This window comes from Nonomuraea endophytica, assembly GCF_014203235.1.
Taxonomy (GTDB): Bacteria; Actinomycetota; Actinomycetes; order Streptosporangiales; family Streptosporangiaceae; genus Nonomuraea; species Nonomuraea endophytica.
Genome location: NZ_JACHIN010000020.1, coordinates 163,096 through 176,793, shown reverse-complemented (window position 1 = coordinate 176,793; position 13,698 = coordinate 163,096). Strand labels below are relative to the sequence as shown.

Annotated in this window: 15 protein-coding genes; 7 read left to right on the top strand and 8 right to left on the bottom strand. The window is 69.5% G+C overall.

The genetic code is table 11. From position 1 onward, the window contains the following. The coding region (locus HNR40_RS47330) for a methyltransferase (RefSeq protein ID WP_184973709.1) at window positions 1–340 on the bottom strand (340 nt) is incomplete at its 3' end. A gap of 247 nt (window positions 341–587) precedes the next feature. On the opposite strand from HNR40_RS47330, the gene HNR40_RS47325 reads away from it, so the two are divergent. Together HNR40_RS47325 and HNR40_RS47320 are read left to right on the top strand one after the other, a co-directional pair. Then, a complete protein-coding gene (locus HNR40_RS47325; protein ID WP_184973707.1) occupies window positions 588–1,211 on the top strand; it encodes a DUF2306 domain-containing protein in 624 nt (207 codons plus the stop codon). Continuing rightward, window positions 1,211–2,170, top strand: coding sequence for a metallophosphoesterase family protein (locus HNR40_RS47320; protein WP_246510668.1), 960 nt, complete (start codon window positions 1,211–1,213; stop codon window positions 2,168–2,170). The genes HNR40_RS47325 and HNR40_RS47320 overlap by 1 nt, the downstream gene beginning before the upstream one ends. On the opposite strand, the gene HNR40_RS47315 is transcribed toward HNR40_RS47320, so the two are convergent. After that, window positions 2,142–2,813, bottom strand: a complete 672-nt coding sequence (locus HNR40_RS47315) for a response regulator transcription factor (RefSeq protein WP_184973705.1) — start codon at window positions 2,811–2,813, stop codon at window positions 2,142–2,144. The genes HNR40_RS47320 and HNR40_RS47315 overlap by 29 nt on opposite strands. Beyond that, on the bottom strand, window positions 2,810–4,033 hold the full coding sequence (locus tag HNR40_RS47310; protein ID WP_184973703.1) for a sensor histidine kinase: 1,224 nt from the start codon (window positions 4,031–4,033) through the stop codon (window positions 2,810–2,812). The genes HNR40_RS47315 and HNR40_RS47310 overlap by 4 nt, the downstream gene beginning before the upstream one ends. 418 nt (window positions 4,034–4,451) lie before the next feature. On the opposite strand from HNR40_RS47310, the gene HNR40_RS58055 reads away from it, so the two are divergent. After that, window positions 4,452–5,042, top strand: a complete 591-nt coding sequence (locus tag HNR40_RS58055; RefSeq protein ID WP_184973702.1) for a hypothetical protein — start codon at window positions 4,452–4,454, stop codon at window positions 5,040–5,042. 17 nt (window positions 5,043–5,059) lie between these two features. Here HNR40_RS58055 and HNR40_RS58050 read toward each other — a convergent pair whose 3' ends face one another. After that, window positions 5,060–5,230 carry a helix-turn-helix domain-containing protein gene (locus tag HNR40_RS58050; RefSeq protein ID WP_184973700.1) on the bottom strand — a complete coding sequence of 57 codons (171 nt, stop codon included), beginning with the start codon at window positions 5,228–5,230 and terminating at the stop codon, window positions 5,060–5,062. Between the two features lie 187 nt (window positions 5,231–5,417). Here HNR40_RS58050 and HNR40_RS47295 point away from each other — a divergent pair, with 187 nt between their 5' ends. Beyond that, window positions 5,418–6,077, top strand: a complete 660-nt coding sequence (locus HNR40_RS47295; protein ID WP_184973698.1) for a hypothetical protein — start codon at window positions 5,418–5,420, stop codon at window positions 6,075–6,077. A 23-nt stretch (window positions 6,078–6,100) separates the two neighbouring features. Here HNR40_RS47295 and HNR40_RS47290 read toward each other — a convergent pair whose 3' ends face one another. Together HNR40_RS47290 and HNR40_RS47285 are read right to left on the bottom strand one after the other, a co-directional pair. Continuing rightward, window positions 6,101–6,283: a putative PII-like signaling protein gene (locus tag HNR40_RS47290; protein ID WP_184973696.1), complete on the bottom strand. Its 183-nt coding sequence runs from the start codon at window positions 6,281–6,283 to the stop codon at window positions 6,101–6,103. Window positions 6,284–6,702: 419 nt separating this feature from the next. After that, window positions 6,703–7,248 carry a pyridoxamine 5'-phosphate oxidase family protein gene (locus HNR40_RS47285; RefSeq protein WP_184973694.1) on the bottom strand — a complete coding sequence of 182 codons (546 nt, stop codon included), beginning with the start codon at window positions 7,246–7,248 and terminating at the stop codon, window positions 6,703–6,705. 854 nt (window positions 7,249–8,102) lie between these two features. Between HNR40_RS47285 and HNR40_RS47280 the strand changes: the two genes are divergently transcribed. Further along, window positions 8,103–8,318 (top strand): hypothetical protein, encoded by a 216-nt coding sequence (locus tag HNR40_RS47280; RefSeq protein ID WP_184973692.1) that lies wholly within the window; start codon window positions 8,103–8,105, stop codon window positions 8,316–8,318. A 211-nt stretch (window positions 8,319–8,529) separates the two neighbouring features. Here the strand turns inward: HNR40_RS47280 and HNR40_RS47275 are convergent, their stop codons facing one another. Then, a complete protein-coding gene (locus tag HNR40_RS47275; protein ID WP_312896794.1) occupies window positions 8,530–9,972 on the bottom strand; it encodes a PucR family transcriptional regulator in 1,443 nt (480 codons plus the stop codon). A gap of 103 nt (window positions 9,973–10,075) precedes the next feature. Here HNR40_RS47275 and speB point away from each other — a divergent pair, with 103 nt between their 5' ends. Continuing rightward, entirely contained in the window at window positions 10,076–11,017 is a 942-nt protein-coding gene (speB, locus tag HNR40_RS47270) for an agmatinase (protein WP_184973688.1), read from the top strand. After that, window positions 11,014–12,513, top strand: coding sequence for a purine-cytosine permease family protein (locus HNR40_RS47265; protein WP_184973686.1), 1,500 nt, complete (start codon window positions 11,014–11,016; stop codon window positions 12,511–12,513). Before speB ends, HNR40_RS47265 begins: the two co-directional genes overlap by 4 nt. Before the next feature lie 118 nt (window positions 12,514–12,631). Here the strand turns inward: HNR40_RS47265 and HNR40_RS47260 are convergent, their stop codons facing one another. Further along, window positions 12,632–13,657 (bottom strand): methyltransferase, encoded by a 1,026-nt coding sequence (locus HNR40_RS47260; RefSeq protein ID WP_184973684.1) that lies wholly within the window; start codon window positions 13,655–13,657, stop codon window positions 12,632–12,634. Between the last annotated feature and the right edge of the window lie 41 nt (window positions 13,658–13,698).

Below are 13,698 nucleotides of genomic sequence, written 5' to 3'. Positions count from 1 at the left end.
CCGGCAACCGCGACGGACCGATCACGTACGGCGGGTTGGCCACGATGAGATCGAACATCTCCCGCCCGATCGGTGCGAACAGGCTGCCCCGCCTCACCCGCACCCGCAGCCCGCGCACCATCGCGTTGACGCGCGCGGCCAGCACCGCACGCCAGGACAAGTCCACCGCCGTCACCCGGGCCAGCCCGCCACGCGCCGCGCACAACGCGAGCATCCCGGTGCCCGTACACAGATCGAGCACCCGCGCCCCCGCCGGAAGCACATCGGCGGCCAGCGCGGCGGCGAGCAGATCGGTATCACCCTGCGGCCGGTACACGCCCGGCGGCCTCAGCAAGAACATGCCGCCCAGCTACCCCAAAAGGGACAAAACACTCACTCGCCGTCAAGGCTTCGAACCATCGGGGCCACGGATCGGCGTCTTCAGCTTCCTGACGGCAATACGCGTACTCCCGCCGACTTATGCGACGTCCGCCCGAGGGCCCGCTCCGCGAGCCGTGACGTAGCCCGGTTCCCGCCCCAGAGCCGATGCCGGGCGATCCACCGCACCGCATGATGGGCGGTCCAGACACACTAGCCCTGGGAAATCCATGATCCACCACCGGAGCGAGCCCGCGCGAGCCCGCAAGATCTGGCTGATGCTCGTCGTCGCGGCGGTGTTCGGCGTCGTGCTCGTCCGCCCCTACCTCAGGCTCGACGTGACCAACGGGCCGCACTACTACCTGCTCGTCGCCCACATCTTCACCGCGCTGGTAGCGCTCGTCCTCGGACCGCTGCAGTTCATCCCGGCGATCCGGGCACGCGGGGGCGTACACCGGACGATCGGCCGTTGTTATCTCCTCGCGGGGGTGCTCCCCTCCGCGCTGACCGCCATACCCGTGGCGCTGCTCTCCGGCCGCCTCATCACCCAGATCGGCCTGGTCATTCCCGCCGTCCTGTGGCTCGTCACGGGCGCGCTCGCCGTCCGGGCCGCCCGCCGCCGCGACTTCGCGCGCCATCGGAACTGGATGACGCGCAACTACGCGCTCACCTTCCTCGCCGTCACCTCACGCGTCCTGGTGCCGCTGATCCTGCTGGTCCAAGTGCCTTTCAGCGGTACGGCCGCCGCTAACGCCCAGTCCGTGATCCCGATCGGGCAGGCGCTCGGGTGGATCGTCAACCTCGTCGTGGCGGAGATCCTCATCAGGAGGTCCCGCTCCCGGAGTGTGACCTGATGTCGATTCCCGCATGGGTGTGGGGACAGTCGGTGATGTGGCTGCTCGCCCACATCTATCTGTGGGCCCGCCTCGTCCGGAGCACCACGCCACCCGGCTCCCGCGCCCGCCGCGTGGGCACCGTGCTCGCGGTGGTGCTCGCGGGATTCATCCCGGCCGCGCTCATCACGCCGTTCTTCCTCGACATCGCCGTGTCCCGCTGGATCGCGTGGCCCACCAACATCTGGTACGGCCTGGCCGTCTACCTGCTGATCCTGCTCATTCTCGCCGAGCCGGTACGGCTGGCCGCAGCGGTGACCCGCGAACACCGGGCGAAGGTCAGCCCCGAGGCTCAGGACCCGCAACGACGGACGTTCCTCGCCCGCTCGATCGCGGTGACGGCGGGAGCGGCGGCGACGGGCATCGTCGGGTACGGCAGGGTGACCGCTCTGAGCCCACCCCGCCTCGACCACGTCACCGTACGGCTACGCCGCGGCGGAGCCCAGGCCCACGGACTCCGGATCGCCCTGGTCGGCGACATCCACCTGGGGCCGATGCTGGGACGGGCGCACACGCGGCGCATCGTCGACATGATCAACCGCACCGACGCCGACCTCGTCGCGATCGTCGGAGATCTCGTCGACGGCACCGTCGAGCAACTCGCCTCCGCCCCAGAACCGCCCGGTCATCCTGCTGGCCCACCAGCCGATCCAGGTGAACGAGGCGATGCGGCACGGCGTGGACCTCCAACTGTCCGGGCACACCCACGGCGGCCAGATGATCCCGCTGAACCTGCTCACCTCATGGGCGCAGCCGACGCTCGCCGGACACGGACGCTTCGGCGACACGCAGCTCTACGTGACCAAAGGAGCGGGATTCTGGGGACCGCCGGTCCGGGTCGGCGCGCCTCCGGACATCACGATCGTGGAACTCGCCATCTGACGGCCCCGGTCAGCTCTGACCGTCCCAGCCCGGGCTGACGAGACCGCTCTCGTAGGCGAAGACCACCAGTTGAGCCCGATTCCTGAGATCGAGCTTCATCATCGCCCGGCTCACGTGGGTGCGGATCGTGGCGTTGCTGAGGAACAGCGCGCCGGAGATCTGCTCGTTGTCCAGGCCCCGGGCGACCAGGGCCACCACTTCGCGCTCCCGGCCGGTGAGCTCGTCGACGTTTCCGCGCCGGTCGACGGGCCTGGCCCGGCGCGCGTACTCGGCGATCAGCCGCCGGGTCACTCCCGGGGACAGGATGGCGTCCCCGGCCGCCACGGTACGCACGGCGTTGATCAGCTCGTCGGGCAGACCGTGCTTGACCAGGAATCCCGCCGCACCCGCCTGCAGCGCCTCGAACACGTACTCGTCCACCTCGAAAGTCGTCAGGATGACCACCTTCACCCCGGCGGTGACGGGTGACGCCAGGATCGCGCGGGTGGCTTCAAGGCCGTCCATCCTCGGCATCCTGATGTCCATCAGGACGACGTCCGGCCGGATCGTCCGCGTCTGTTCGACCGCGGCCAGCCCGTCGCCGGCCTCGCCGACGACCTCCACCTCGTCGGCGCCCGACAGCAGTGCGGCGAAGCCGGCTCGCACCAGACGTTGATCGTCGGCCAGCAGGACACGGATCATCGGTGCTGCTCCTGGATGGGAAGGATGGCCCGGACGGACCAGGCGAACGGTTCGAGCGGGCCGGCGGTCAGCGTGCCGCCGCAGGTCTCCACGCGGGCGCGCATGCCCGGAATGCCGCGCCCGCCTCCGGGCGTACGGGCGGCTTCGGGGGTGGGGGCCGCGTTGTCGACCCGCACGCACAGTCGTTCCGGGCGGTAGTCGATCCGGACCCACGTCCTGGGGCGCCCGGCGTGCCGTAGCACGTTCGTGAGCGATTCCAGGATGACCCGCCCGGCGACCAGGTCGTGGGCCGCGGGCAGGCTCCGCGGCTCGCCGGTGACGACGACCTCGACGTCGAGGCCGCCGGCACGGGCGGAGTCGAGGAGGCCGTCGATGTCGGACAGCGAGGGCGAGGGCAACCGTGATGCGGCGTGGCCGGGGTTCCTGAGCGCGTCCAGCAGTACCTGCACGTCGGAAAGCGCGCGCCCGCTCGCCTCCCGCACGACGCGCAGGGCCTCCTCGACACCGGGCCGCTGCGTGGCGTGCAGGTGCAGGCCCGCGGCGGCCTGGATGTTGATCACCGCCAGGTGGTGGCCCACCACGTCGTGAAGTTCGCGGGCCAGATCCAGACGATCCTCCGCCGCCTCCCGCCTGAGCTGGTCGGCATGGGCGTCCAGGCCGGCTTGCCGGCGCCGGCGTCGTTCCTCGGTCAGGGCGTGGCGGTGCCGGATCAGTTCCCCGAAGGCGAGGAGGAACAGCAGCCACGCGGCAAGAGCGGCGAGCGACGAGTCGTCCCAGCCGTCCCGGCCGTCCCAGCCGGGCAGCAGGCCGGCCCCGGCGTGCACGGCCAGTGTGGCGATGACCACGAGATAGGCCGCCCAGCGGGCGCCGTGGACGACCGCGCTGACCAAGGCGACGATCATCGGCCCGTACACCGGTCCCGGCGGCAGGCCGCCGAGTATGTACGTCCAGGTGACGGCGACACAACCGGCGAGCACCAGCCACGGATCGCGCCTGCGCCACCACAGCAGCGCCGGTCCGATCATGAGCAGGAGCACGACACCCGGAGTCACCCTGCCGAGGTCATCGTCGTGCACGGCCACGACGACCACCCCGCCGACATTGACGGCCGCGGTGATTCCCACCCAGGTCGCGTCGATCGCCCGCTCGGCCGAGGTGGCGAGTCCGAAACGAGGGCCGACGTCCTCCCCCACTGTGGCGTCCTCCTTGTCAGGTGTCATTCAGCATGGTGCCGTGACAAACCGTCGCGGACGTCCTCCGTGGGGATACATCGCAGGTACGACTCAGCGATGACCCCGTCCGCGGATCAAGTGGCACCCCGGGCGGAGCTGAAATTTCGTGGGGGCGCCCAGCCGAAGCCTATGGCGCGAACTTCGGGACCACGCCAGTTGCACAGGGACGTTCTGGGCCAGCGCGGCGCCCGGCACGTGATCGTGCTCCTGAGGGCGGACAACCTGGGCCTGCCCGGTTCGTCGTCCACCCCGACCATCAGCCGATCAGCTCATCCGGGACGTCGACGCCTTGTCGCGATGGCCCACGCCCGCGGAATGAAGATCCACGGCGGTACGGTCACACCGTCCAAGGCCGCGGGCCGCTTCGCCTGCGGCTCTTCCACGGTCGCCACAACGACTTCAAGGCGTGATGAAATCCCGCGGCGAACATCCGGACGACGACGGCTTCCCGTCAATAGACGCGAAATACAGCCGTGGCGTCATGTTCCACGGCGGCGTGGGCGACAACTACCAGGTCAACAACAACTTCGCCGCGTCCTCGCTGGACGACGTCCTTAGCGCGCTGCGGTTACGCAACCTGGAGGACGCCTACCTCAAGTTCCTGAAGTTCGATGAGGACCGGCAGGTCGAGCTCCTGTCCATCTACGAGCGCGCAGGCGACCTCGTCAACCTGCTCTGCGAGAACTGGCTTCGACCACTGTCTTCACCTTCTTCACAAGATGCCGATCGAGTCCTTCGCCAGGCGAGTCGAGGAACTCACCCAGGACAACCGCAACGCGGTGGGCGCGCGGCCGGCCCTGCGCCTAGCTCAGAATTCGGGCGACGCCAGTCCCTGGCTTCGCGAATTCGCGGCCATGAATCCCAACGCCGTTGCCTGGCTGCTGGTCCGCATCTCGAAGCTCGATTTCGCCCCAGAGCAGCACCGTGTCCAGCGGGCCAAGATCTCGATGTTTTCTGTGGTGGTCGCTTACGGACGAGAAGGTGGTCGTCACCGTGAGGTAGGCCGCCGACGGGTTACGCCCGTTTTTGCCACCTGCGGTCGGTCCGCGGACTGACCCCGACGACCTCGCAGGCCCGCCTGCCACTCATGCCCTCACGCACAAGCCGCAAGTGTTCAGCCCGCTCGGCAACCAACTTCGCACAGCCCCGCGTCCGCTGACCGTCCCCCCGGATCTCGAAACCCATCGCATCCCTTCAACTGGGATGTTGCGACGATCCCTTGAACCTGAGGATTCGATGCCGGGCCGTTCTGTGAGGTCCACATAATGGCCCGAACAATATGGAGTATTGCGACCCACGCCACGGAAGTCCAACACGACCCAGATGCGAAGCGATCTCGGTACGCGAGGGTTCACAGCGCTACAGTGTCGGCATGCTCGATTTATGGCTGGTAATCTTGATCGCGCTTGCCATAGCGGCCGTCGGCCTGCTCTCCAACCTATTGGCCGGAATGATCCTGCACAACGTCAAGCCATGGAGTAGAAAAGGCGTCGCACTCGGATTGTTCATCGTTCTTCTAGGGTCCGCCGCGCTCGCAGTGGCGCAAAAGGTCGGCTCCACGCCAGCCCAGGACGCAACGGCGGCGATGGACCGCTGCAACCAGGACCTAAAGCCCGATACGCAGAACACGACGACCTTCTCCGCCGGTCACAGAGACGCCGTCTTCCCGCCCGTACCCTACGGCGAGCAGGCGCCGAACGGCATTCGCGACGGCGATGTCATCCGCATAGCCGAGGTCTCCGGGTCGATCCAATTTGATGGGCTGGAGAAACGGGTGGGCCCGGGCGGAAACGGGGTCGCCGCACCTCGCGGGTGGTTCGTGCCTGGCGCCCCTCAATACAGCGCAATTCTTCGTTACAACAACAATCCTACAGGCTGGGTCGGCGATCCCTTCCCTTACGATCGGATGACGACGTGCACACGATACACGGGCGGCATGGACGTCCGGCTCGCTTTCCTCATGAATCTGAGATCAGATCAGAGCGGAAAATCAGGTGCTTGGACTTTCACCCTGAAAGTTTATCGGGATTGATATCACGTCAATAGCGGCGGGTTTCAGTCGTCGAGGCTGTCCAGGTGGGCCCGGACCCGTTCACTCGTGGTCACCACCTCCGTGTACAGGTCGCGGGCGGCGGGCTGGTCGCCGCTCAGCGCGAGGAAGTCGGCGAAGACCAGCTTGGTCTGCAGCGTGAAGACCTTGTCGGGGCCCAGAATCCGTTCGTACCCGGCGATACCCACCCCGCGGAGAGGCCGCGCAGGACCTTACACGGCAGCGACGTCAGCAGCGCGGCCAGGAATGCCCGGACCTCGGGCGTGAATCTCGCCTTGGCATCGGAGCCGAGTTGCCGTTCAAGCACGGTGGTCTGATGACGCAAGGCGAGTATCTCGACGTCTTCGTCCCGATCGCTCATGCGCCACCGCAGCGCGGCAAAGACGTTGGTAACGGCGAGATAGGCCAGGCGAAGGAACACGGTCGATCTTCGGTCACGGGCGCGGCCGAAGTGGTCGGTGATGGCAGGACAGCACTGCTCAAAGGGCGTTGTAGCGAAGAAGCTCGCCCGTCAGACGGGCTTCGAGTCCGTGCGCAACCTCCGGTGAGGCCTGTGCCCAGCGTTTCCGCGACAGTATCCGGCGCTGGCGGCCGGGGATTTCACTCGCTAGAACGTGTAACGAGTGTGGCTGAACACCTGGCTGTCGTGCCCGAAGCCGTACGCCGTGCTGGGTGTCACCGCAAACAGCAGGTCGTTGCCCTTGCGGATGCTGTCGCCGAAGCCGTAGAAGGTCCCCTCCGGCGAGGTGACGTGGTCCCCGTACTGCGCCTCGAACGCGGCGATGGCCTCCTCCTGCCGCGCCGGATCCGTCACCCGCTCCGCCGTACCCTCGATCACGATGTCGAGGCCTTCGGACAGTGAGTTGTGCCCGGTGGTAAGTGCGCAGTGGGCATTGCCGGCCAGGTTCTTCGCCTTCTGCTCGCCCTGCCCGGTGCTGAAGTACAGTGCCCCGTCGTGCCAGGCGGCGATGAGTGGCGTGACATGCAGCCGACCATCCGGCCGGACCGTGGTGATCCAGAAGATCTCGGCGGCCCGCAGCTGGCGCTGGGCCCGGTCCCAGTCGGTGGCGGTGACGTTCTCCGCGCCCGGGCGCGGGTTCAGCGCGGAGCTGTAGCGGGCATCGAGCTCGGTCTTGGGCTGTTTCGGTGTCATGCGGAACTCCCTTCCCCTTTTCGACACCAAGGCTACGCAAGCCCAGCGCTCAGGCCCGCTTCTGGCAAGATCAATGAGCGCCAGTAGAGCCTTCTTCCATGGGGCCACACGTGAGACACCTTCCGCCATCGCTACCTTGCGGGTGCTGACGCACTGACCCGACAGCAGAGCTCCATGAAGTCGAACAGCCGCGGATCGGCGAAAGTCGTTGTCCACCCGCCGAACGACTCGTTGGAGGCGCTCGCGGTCTCCGCCCTGTCAGTCGTACCTTTGAAGACCATCCTGTAGATCGCCAACCCCTGGCAGTCGCCGGATCGCCATCTGCAGCTCCCGGATCTCCTGTCGGGGCACCAACGGCGCCGCCCGGCCCGTCCGCTCGCTGATCGCCCGGCAGACCACGGCGGGCGGCGGCGGAGCCAGCGCCCCAGCGACCGTGCCTATGGTCAAGATCGACCCTGCGAAGCCGGGCTCGACCAACACCGCCGTCAAGCGGCCCACCGCTGTCTGGACGACGGAGCCGACGTTGGGCGACATCATGGTCGGCCAGCGGCTTCACGCGCAGTTCGGCGATCTCGAAGCCGCACAACCCTCCCCCAGATCTGGTCGCCGAGGAACTCGGCTGCGTGCCGTACCGGATGCTGGGCTGGGTTGCGGGCGATGGGAGTGGTGCCGTCCGTTGCGGACACCCCGCATGTAGATCGAATCGATCTGGCTGCCGGGGTCAGTGGAGGGTCGGTGTTTGGCCTGGGTCGTATCAACGCGAGCGTTGCAGGAGAGCCCTACGACCACCTTCTGAGCTGGACTGTGGGTCGCCAGATCAGCACCTCCGTGCACAAACACAATGAGGAGAACACATGACGATCATGCAGGCTGCAGCGCGGCTGACGGCCATCGGGCTGCTCGGCACCGCCATCGGAGTGATGCCGGCGCTGTCGGCGCACGCCCATGCGGACAAGTCCGCGAGCAAGCCCGCACCCACGGCTTCGGCGGACGCGCCGGCTTCCAATGTGCTCCTAGGCCTGCTGGGCGGTCTGCTCGGCGGTGCGGCGGGCGGCGGCCTGCCCCTCTAGAACCAGCCCGACTGATCGCTGCGAGCCCGGCCTCTGCGCTGCCAAAGGCCGGGTTCGTGTTCGCGGACCCTTCCCAGTTCGCTTTCCGGCTAGCACGGCGTTGGCACGCTGGCTGGTGGGGGATTCCCGCGTCATGCTCCGAGTGCCACTGCATGACGGTGTCGGATCTATTGCCCCACCTTGCGAGAACGACCGCCACACCGCCTCACGATCACATGTCCAGCTCCCTGGCCGCCCGGATCGCCATCCACACCTCCGTGAACGCGGCGCTGGACGACAGATCGCGCCCGGTCAGATCGGCGAAGCGGCGCAGCCGGTAGGCGAGCGTGTTCGGATGGACGTGCAGCGCCTGCGCCGCCTCCTCGGTACGCCTGTCCCGCTCCATCCACGTACGCACCGAGGTGACCAGCTGCGAGCCGTGCGCCGCGTCGTAGGCCAGCGCCTGTCCCAGCACGTGCTCGACCAGGGCGTTCAGTGTCCAGGGGTCGTCCGGCAGCCACCGGCCGGTGGTGTCCTCGCCGTAGTGCACGAGCGGCTTGCCGGACTCGCGCGAGCGGGTGGCCGCCCAGCCCGCCTCCCGCTGTGCCACCCGGGTGGACTCTCCCGCCGGGAAGGGCCGGGAGGCTCCCGCGGACAGGCCCGGCAGCGCGGCCACCGCCGTACAGACGGCGGAGGGTCCGAGCACGTGGTGGTCCTCTCCGCGGCGCAGCAGCAGGTGCGGGACCTCGTCGAGGGCGCGCAGGAGCGACTCGCCCGGCACGCCGCGCACCACGAGCAGGACCATCTCGCCTGTCAGCCCGAGCCTGCCCAGGCGGCGGCGTGCGGTGGCCGGATCGAGTACGTCCTGCAGCAGTTCGGCCAGCGTCTCCGCGCCTTCGCGGCGCAGGGTCTCGCGGTCGTGGCGCTCCATGGCGACGCGCAGGGCCGCGACGGTGGCGATGTGCTGGGCGACGGCCAGCCCGGCGGGCCGCGCGCCCTCCCGCTCGAAGGCGACGATGAAGCCGGCGGGCCCGCCGGGCGCGGGCACCGGCAGCACGAACCCGCCGGCGATCGTGGGCGGCGCGTCGGGCTCGGCGGGGATGACCGCCAGGTCGGGGACGGGCACGCCGTCCAGCAGCGGCCGTCCTTGAGGTGTGCAGGCGTAGACGTCGTAGCCCGACAAGCGCTCCAGCCGCCGCACGAGGGTCGCGCTGTCGAGGTCTTCGGCCGCCAGCCAGCGCAGCGCTCCGAACACCTGCAGCTGGGCGCCGAGCCGCTGGCGCGCGTCCTCCTGCACGGCCGCCGCCACTTCCTGCGCGATGGCGATGAACGGCACCGCCAGCGGCACCTCCAGCACCGGCATCCCGCGTTCCTCGGCGGCGGCCGTGAACTCCGGACGCAGCGGCGGCACGTGCAGCTGGGCCGACAACGCCAGCGCCGACACCCCCGCGTCGTCCAGCCGCTCCAGGTAGGCCCGCTGCTCGGCGGCCCCGCGTGGCACGCCGATCCCGGTGGTCATGATGACCTCGGCCCCCAGCAGCCAGGGCGTCGGGTCGTCGAGTTCGCTGACATGTGCCCACGACACCGACCGCGACAGACCGGCCCGCCCGGCCAGCACCCGCAGCTGAAGTGCGGGCGAGCGGACCAGATCCTCCACCGAAACTTTTGTGGTCACCCACAAAGCATAGGCAGCTATTCCATGGCGGCCACAATTGTCCGGTCCGGCGCGGGGATTGCACACTCTCCGGAAAGGACCTGTCACGCGAAAGGACCACGACATGCCCCGGGGGCCGCTCGACTCCTCGAAGATCCCGCGCTTCGCCGGGCCCGCCACCTTCGCCCGGCTGCCCCGCCTGGACGAGGTCGGCCGCGCCGACGTCGCCGTGGTCGGCGTGCCCTTCGACAGCGGCGTCTCCTACCGGCCCGGCGCGCGGTTCGGACCGGCCGCCGTCCGCGAGGCCTCGCGCCTGCTGCGCCCTTACCATCCGGCCCTGGACCTCTCCCCCTTCGAGACGGTCCAGGTCGCCGACGCCGGCGACATCGCCTGCAACCCTTTCGACATCGGCGAGGCCGTGGAGACCATCGCCGCCTCGGCCGCCGCCCTCGACGCCCGCCTGGTGACCATCGGCGGCGACCACACGATCGCGCTGCCACTGCTGCGCGCCGCCGCCGAGCGGCACGGCCCGGTCGCGCTGCTGCACTTCGACGCCCATCTCGACACCTGGGACACCTACTTCGGCGCCGCGTACACCCACGGCACCCCCTTCCGCCGCGCCGTCGAGGAGGGCCTTCTCGACACCTCCGCCCTCAGCCACGTCGGCATCCGCGGCCCCCTGTACGGCAAGCGCGACCTGGAGGAGGACCGGCGCCTCGGCTTCGGCATCCTGACCTCCTCCGACGTCATGCGCCGCGGCGTCGACGAGGTCGTCGACATCCTGCGCCAGCGCGTCGGCGACCGCCCGCTGTACATCTCGGTCGACATCGACGTGCTCGACCCCGCCCACGCGCCCGGCACCGGCACCCCCGAGGCGGGCGGCCTGACCAGCAGGGAACTGCTGGAGATCCTGCGCGGCCTGGCCGACCGCGCGATCGTCGGCGCCGACGTCGTCGAGGTGGCCCCCGCCTACGACCACGCCGAGATCACCTCCGTGGCCGCGGCCCACGTCGCCTACGACCTGGTCAGCCTCCTCGCCCTGAACACCCCCCGGGAGTCGCCGTGAGCACCATCACCGAGATCGAGACCTACGGTGTCGACCGCATCCCCGACGCCGACCGCAGCGCCACACCCTTCGACCTGTTCCGGCTGGCCTTCGGCGGCGCGAACACCTTCTCCACCTGCGTGCTCGGCGCCTTTCCCATCCTGTTCGGCCTGTCGTTCTGGCACGGTCTGGCGGCGACGGTGCTCGGCCTGGTCGTCGGCTCGCTCATCCTGGCGCCGCTGTCGTTGTTCGGCCCGCTCAACGGCACCAACAACGCCGTCTCCTCCAGCGCCCACCTCGGCGTGCACGGCCGCATCATCGGCTCGTTCCTGTCGCTGCTGACGGCCATCGCCTTCTTCTCGATCTCCGTGTGGTCCTCCGGCGACGCGCTCGTCGGCGGCGCCCACCGCCTGGCCGGGCTGCCGGAGAACGACGTCATGCGCGGGCTGGCCTACGCGATCTTCGCCGGTCTCGTCCTGGTCGTCTGCGTGTACGGCTTCCGCTTCATGCTGTTCGTCAACAAGATCGCCGTGGTGGCCGCGTCCCTGCTGTTCGCCGTGGGAGCCGTCGCCTTCGCCGGGGACTTCGACCCCGGATACGTCGGCCCGATCTCCTCCGGCGACCCGTTGTTCTGGCCGTCGTTCATCGGGGCGGCGCTGATCGTGCTGTCCAACCCGGTCTCGTTCGGCGCCTTCCTGGGCGACTGGTCACGCTACATCCCGGCCTCCGCGCCCAAGGGCCGCGTGATGGCCGCGGCGTTCCTGTCGCAGATCGCCACCATCCTGCCCTTCACCTTCGGCCTGGCCACCGCCTCGATCATCGCCGTCAAGGCCGCGCCGTACGTCGACCCCGCCGCCCCCAACTACGTCGGCGGACTGCTGGCCGTCTCCCCCGGCTGGTTCTTCGTTCCCGTCTGCCTCATCGCGCTCATCGGCGGCATGTCCACCGGCACGACCGCCCTGTACGGTACCGGCCTGGACTTCTCCAGCGTCTTCCCGCGCTTCTCCCGGGTGCGCGCGACGGTGTTCATCGGCACCCTGTCGATCGTCTTCATCTTCATCGGCCGCTTCGCCGCCAACCTGACCGCCAGCATCTCCACCTTCGCCACCCTGATCATCACCTGCACCGCCCCATGGATGGTGATCATGACGATCGGCTACGTCACCCGCCGCGGCTGGTACGACCCCGAGGCGCTGCAGGTCTTCAACCGCCGCCAGCGGGGCGGGCGCTACTGGTTCACCCACGGCTGGAACTGGCGGGCCATGACCGCCTGGCTCGTCTCGGCGCTGGTGGCGCTGCTGTCGGTCAACCTGCCCGGCCAGTTCGTCGGCCCGCTCGGCGGCCTGGCCGGAGGCGTGGACGTCTCCCTGCCCATCGGCCTGGCCCTGGCCGCGCTGCTCTACCTGGCGCTGCTGTCGTGGTTCCCCGAACCCCGCGAGGTGTTCGGGCCCGCCGGACCCCGCCTGGTCCGCTCGGCCGACACGCCCGTGCCGCCCATCGTGCCCGCCGCCAGATAGGTCAGGCCCACCGGGTTCTCGTGGTTCTACGCCCAGTACGGCGGGCAAGAGGCCGTCGACGCGCCGACATCGTCCTGGTGAAGAAGAGGCCGGGCTTGCGCCGTACACGGTGTACCGCTCAGGTCGCGGTCGTCACCAGGAGCCGGTGGGCGGGCGAGCGGGTCAGGTCCATCGTCTCCGGTGGCGCGCACCCCGCCGAGGTCAGCCAGCCCGCGATCCGCTCCAGCGGATGCAGCACGCCGCCCTGCGTGTGGTGCAGGTTCAGCGCGAACATCCTGGTGAACGCGTCGGCCACCGGATCACCCCGCCCGGCGGGATCGCGTTCGAGCACGATCGCCCTCCCCCCTGGACGCAGCGTCCCCACCGCCGAGCGCACCAGTTCCTCCGCCCGCTCGGCGGTGAACCCGTGCAGCAGGTTGAACAGCAGCACGCAGTCCTGCCCCACGTACGGCAGCGCCTCCAGCAGATCCCCCGCCCGCAGCTCGACCCGCTCCTCCAGCCCCGCCTCCACCACCGCGGCCCGCCCCGCCACCAGCGCCGAAGGCAGGTCGACCACGGTCGCGCGCAATTCCGGCCCGGCCGCGCAGTAGGCGATGCTGTAGCGCGCGTGCCCGCCGCCGAGGTCGAGCAGCCGCGTGGCCCCCGCAGGCGGCGGCGCGAGGGCGACGATCTCCTCGCTGAGCCATCCGGCCTGGCCGCGCAGGATGCCCTCGAAGCGGGCGAGGGTCTGGGGGCGTCCGGCGATCCACTCGTAGAAGTCGCCCTGCCGCTTTCCCGATCTGACCGACTCCTCCAGGCCGCCCCACATGCCGGTGAGGACGTCGTGCCAGAACAGCAGGCTGTCGCCGTAGCCCTGAAGCGAACGCGCGGTGCCGGTGGCCGCGTACCGGTCGCCGTCCCGCGCGAGGTAGCCGGTGGCGGCCAGCGCGCCGAGCAGCACCTCCAGCGCGGCCGGATCGGCGCCGAGCCTGCCCGCGAGGTCGGCCGCGGGTGCCGGGGCTTCGGCGAGGGCGTCGAACACGCCGAGCCTGAGCCCGGCGGCGGCCGCGTGCGTGGCCATGGCGGCGATCACGTCGAGGTGCGGGCCCGGCGCCTGCCCGCTGAAGTAGGGCTCCGACTCCTCGGGCGTGAGATCGAGCGGCATGAATGTCCCGTTCTGTGATGAGGGCTGAGGTGTGCGGGGTC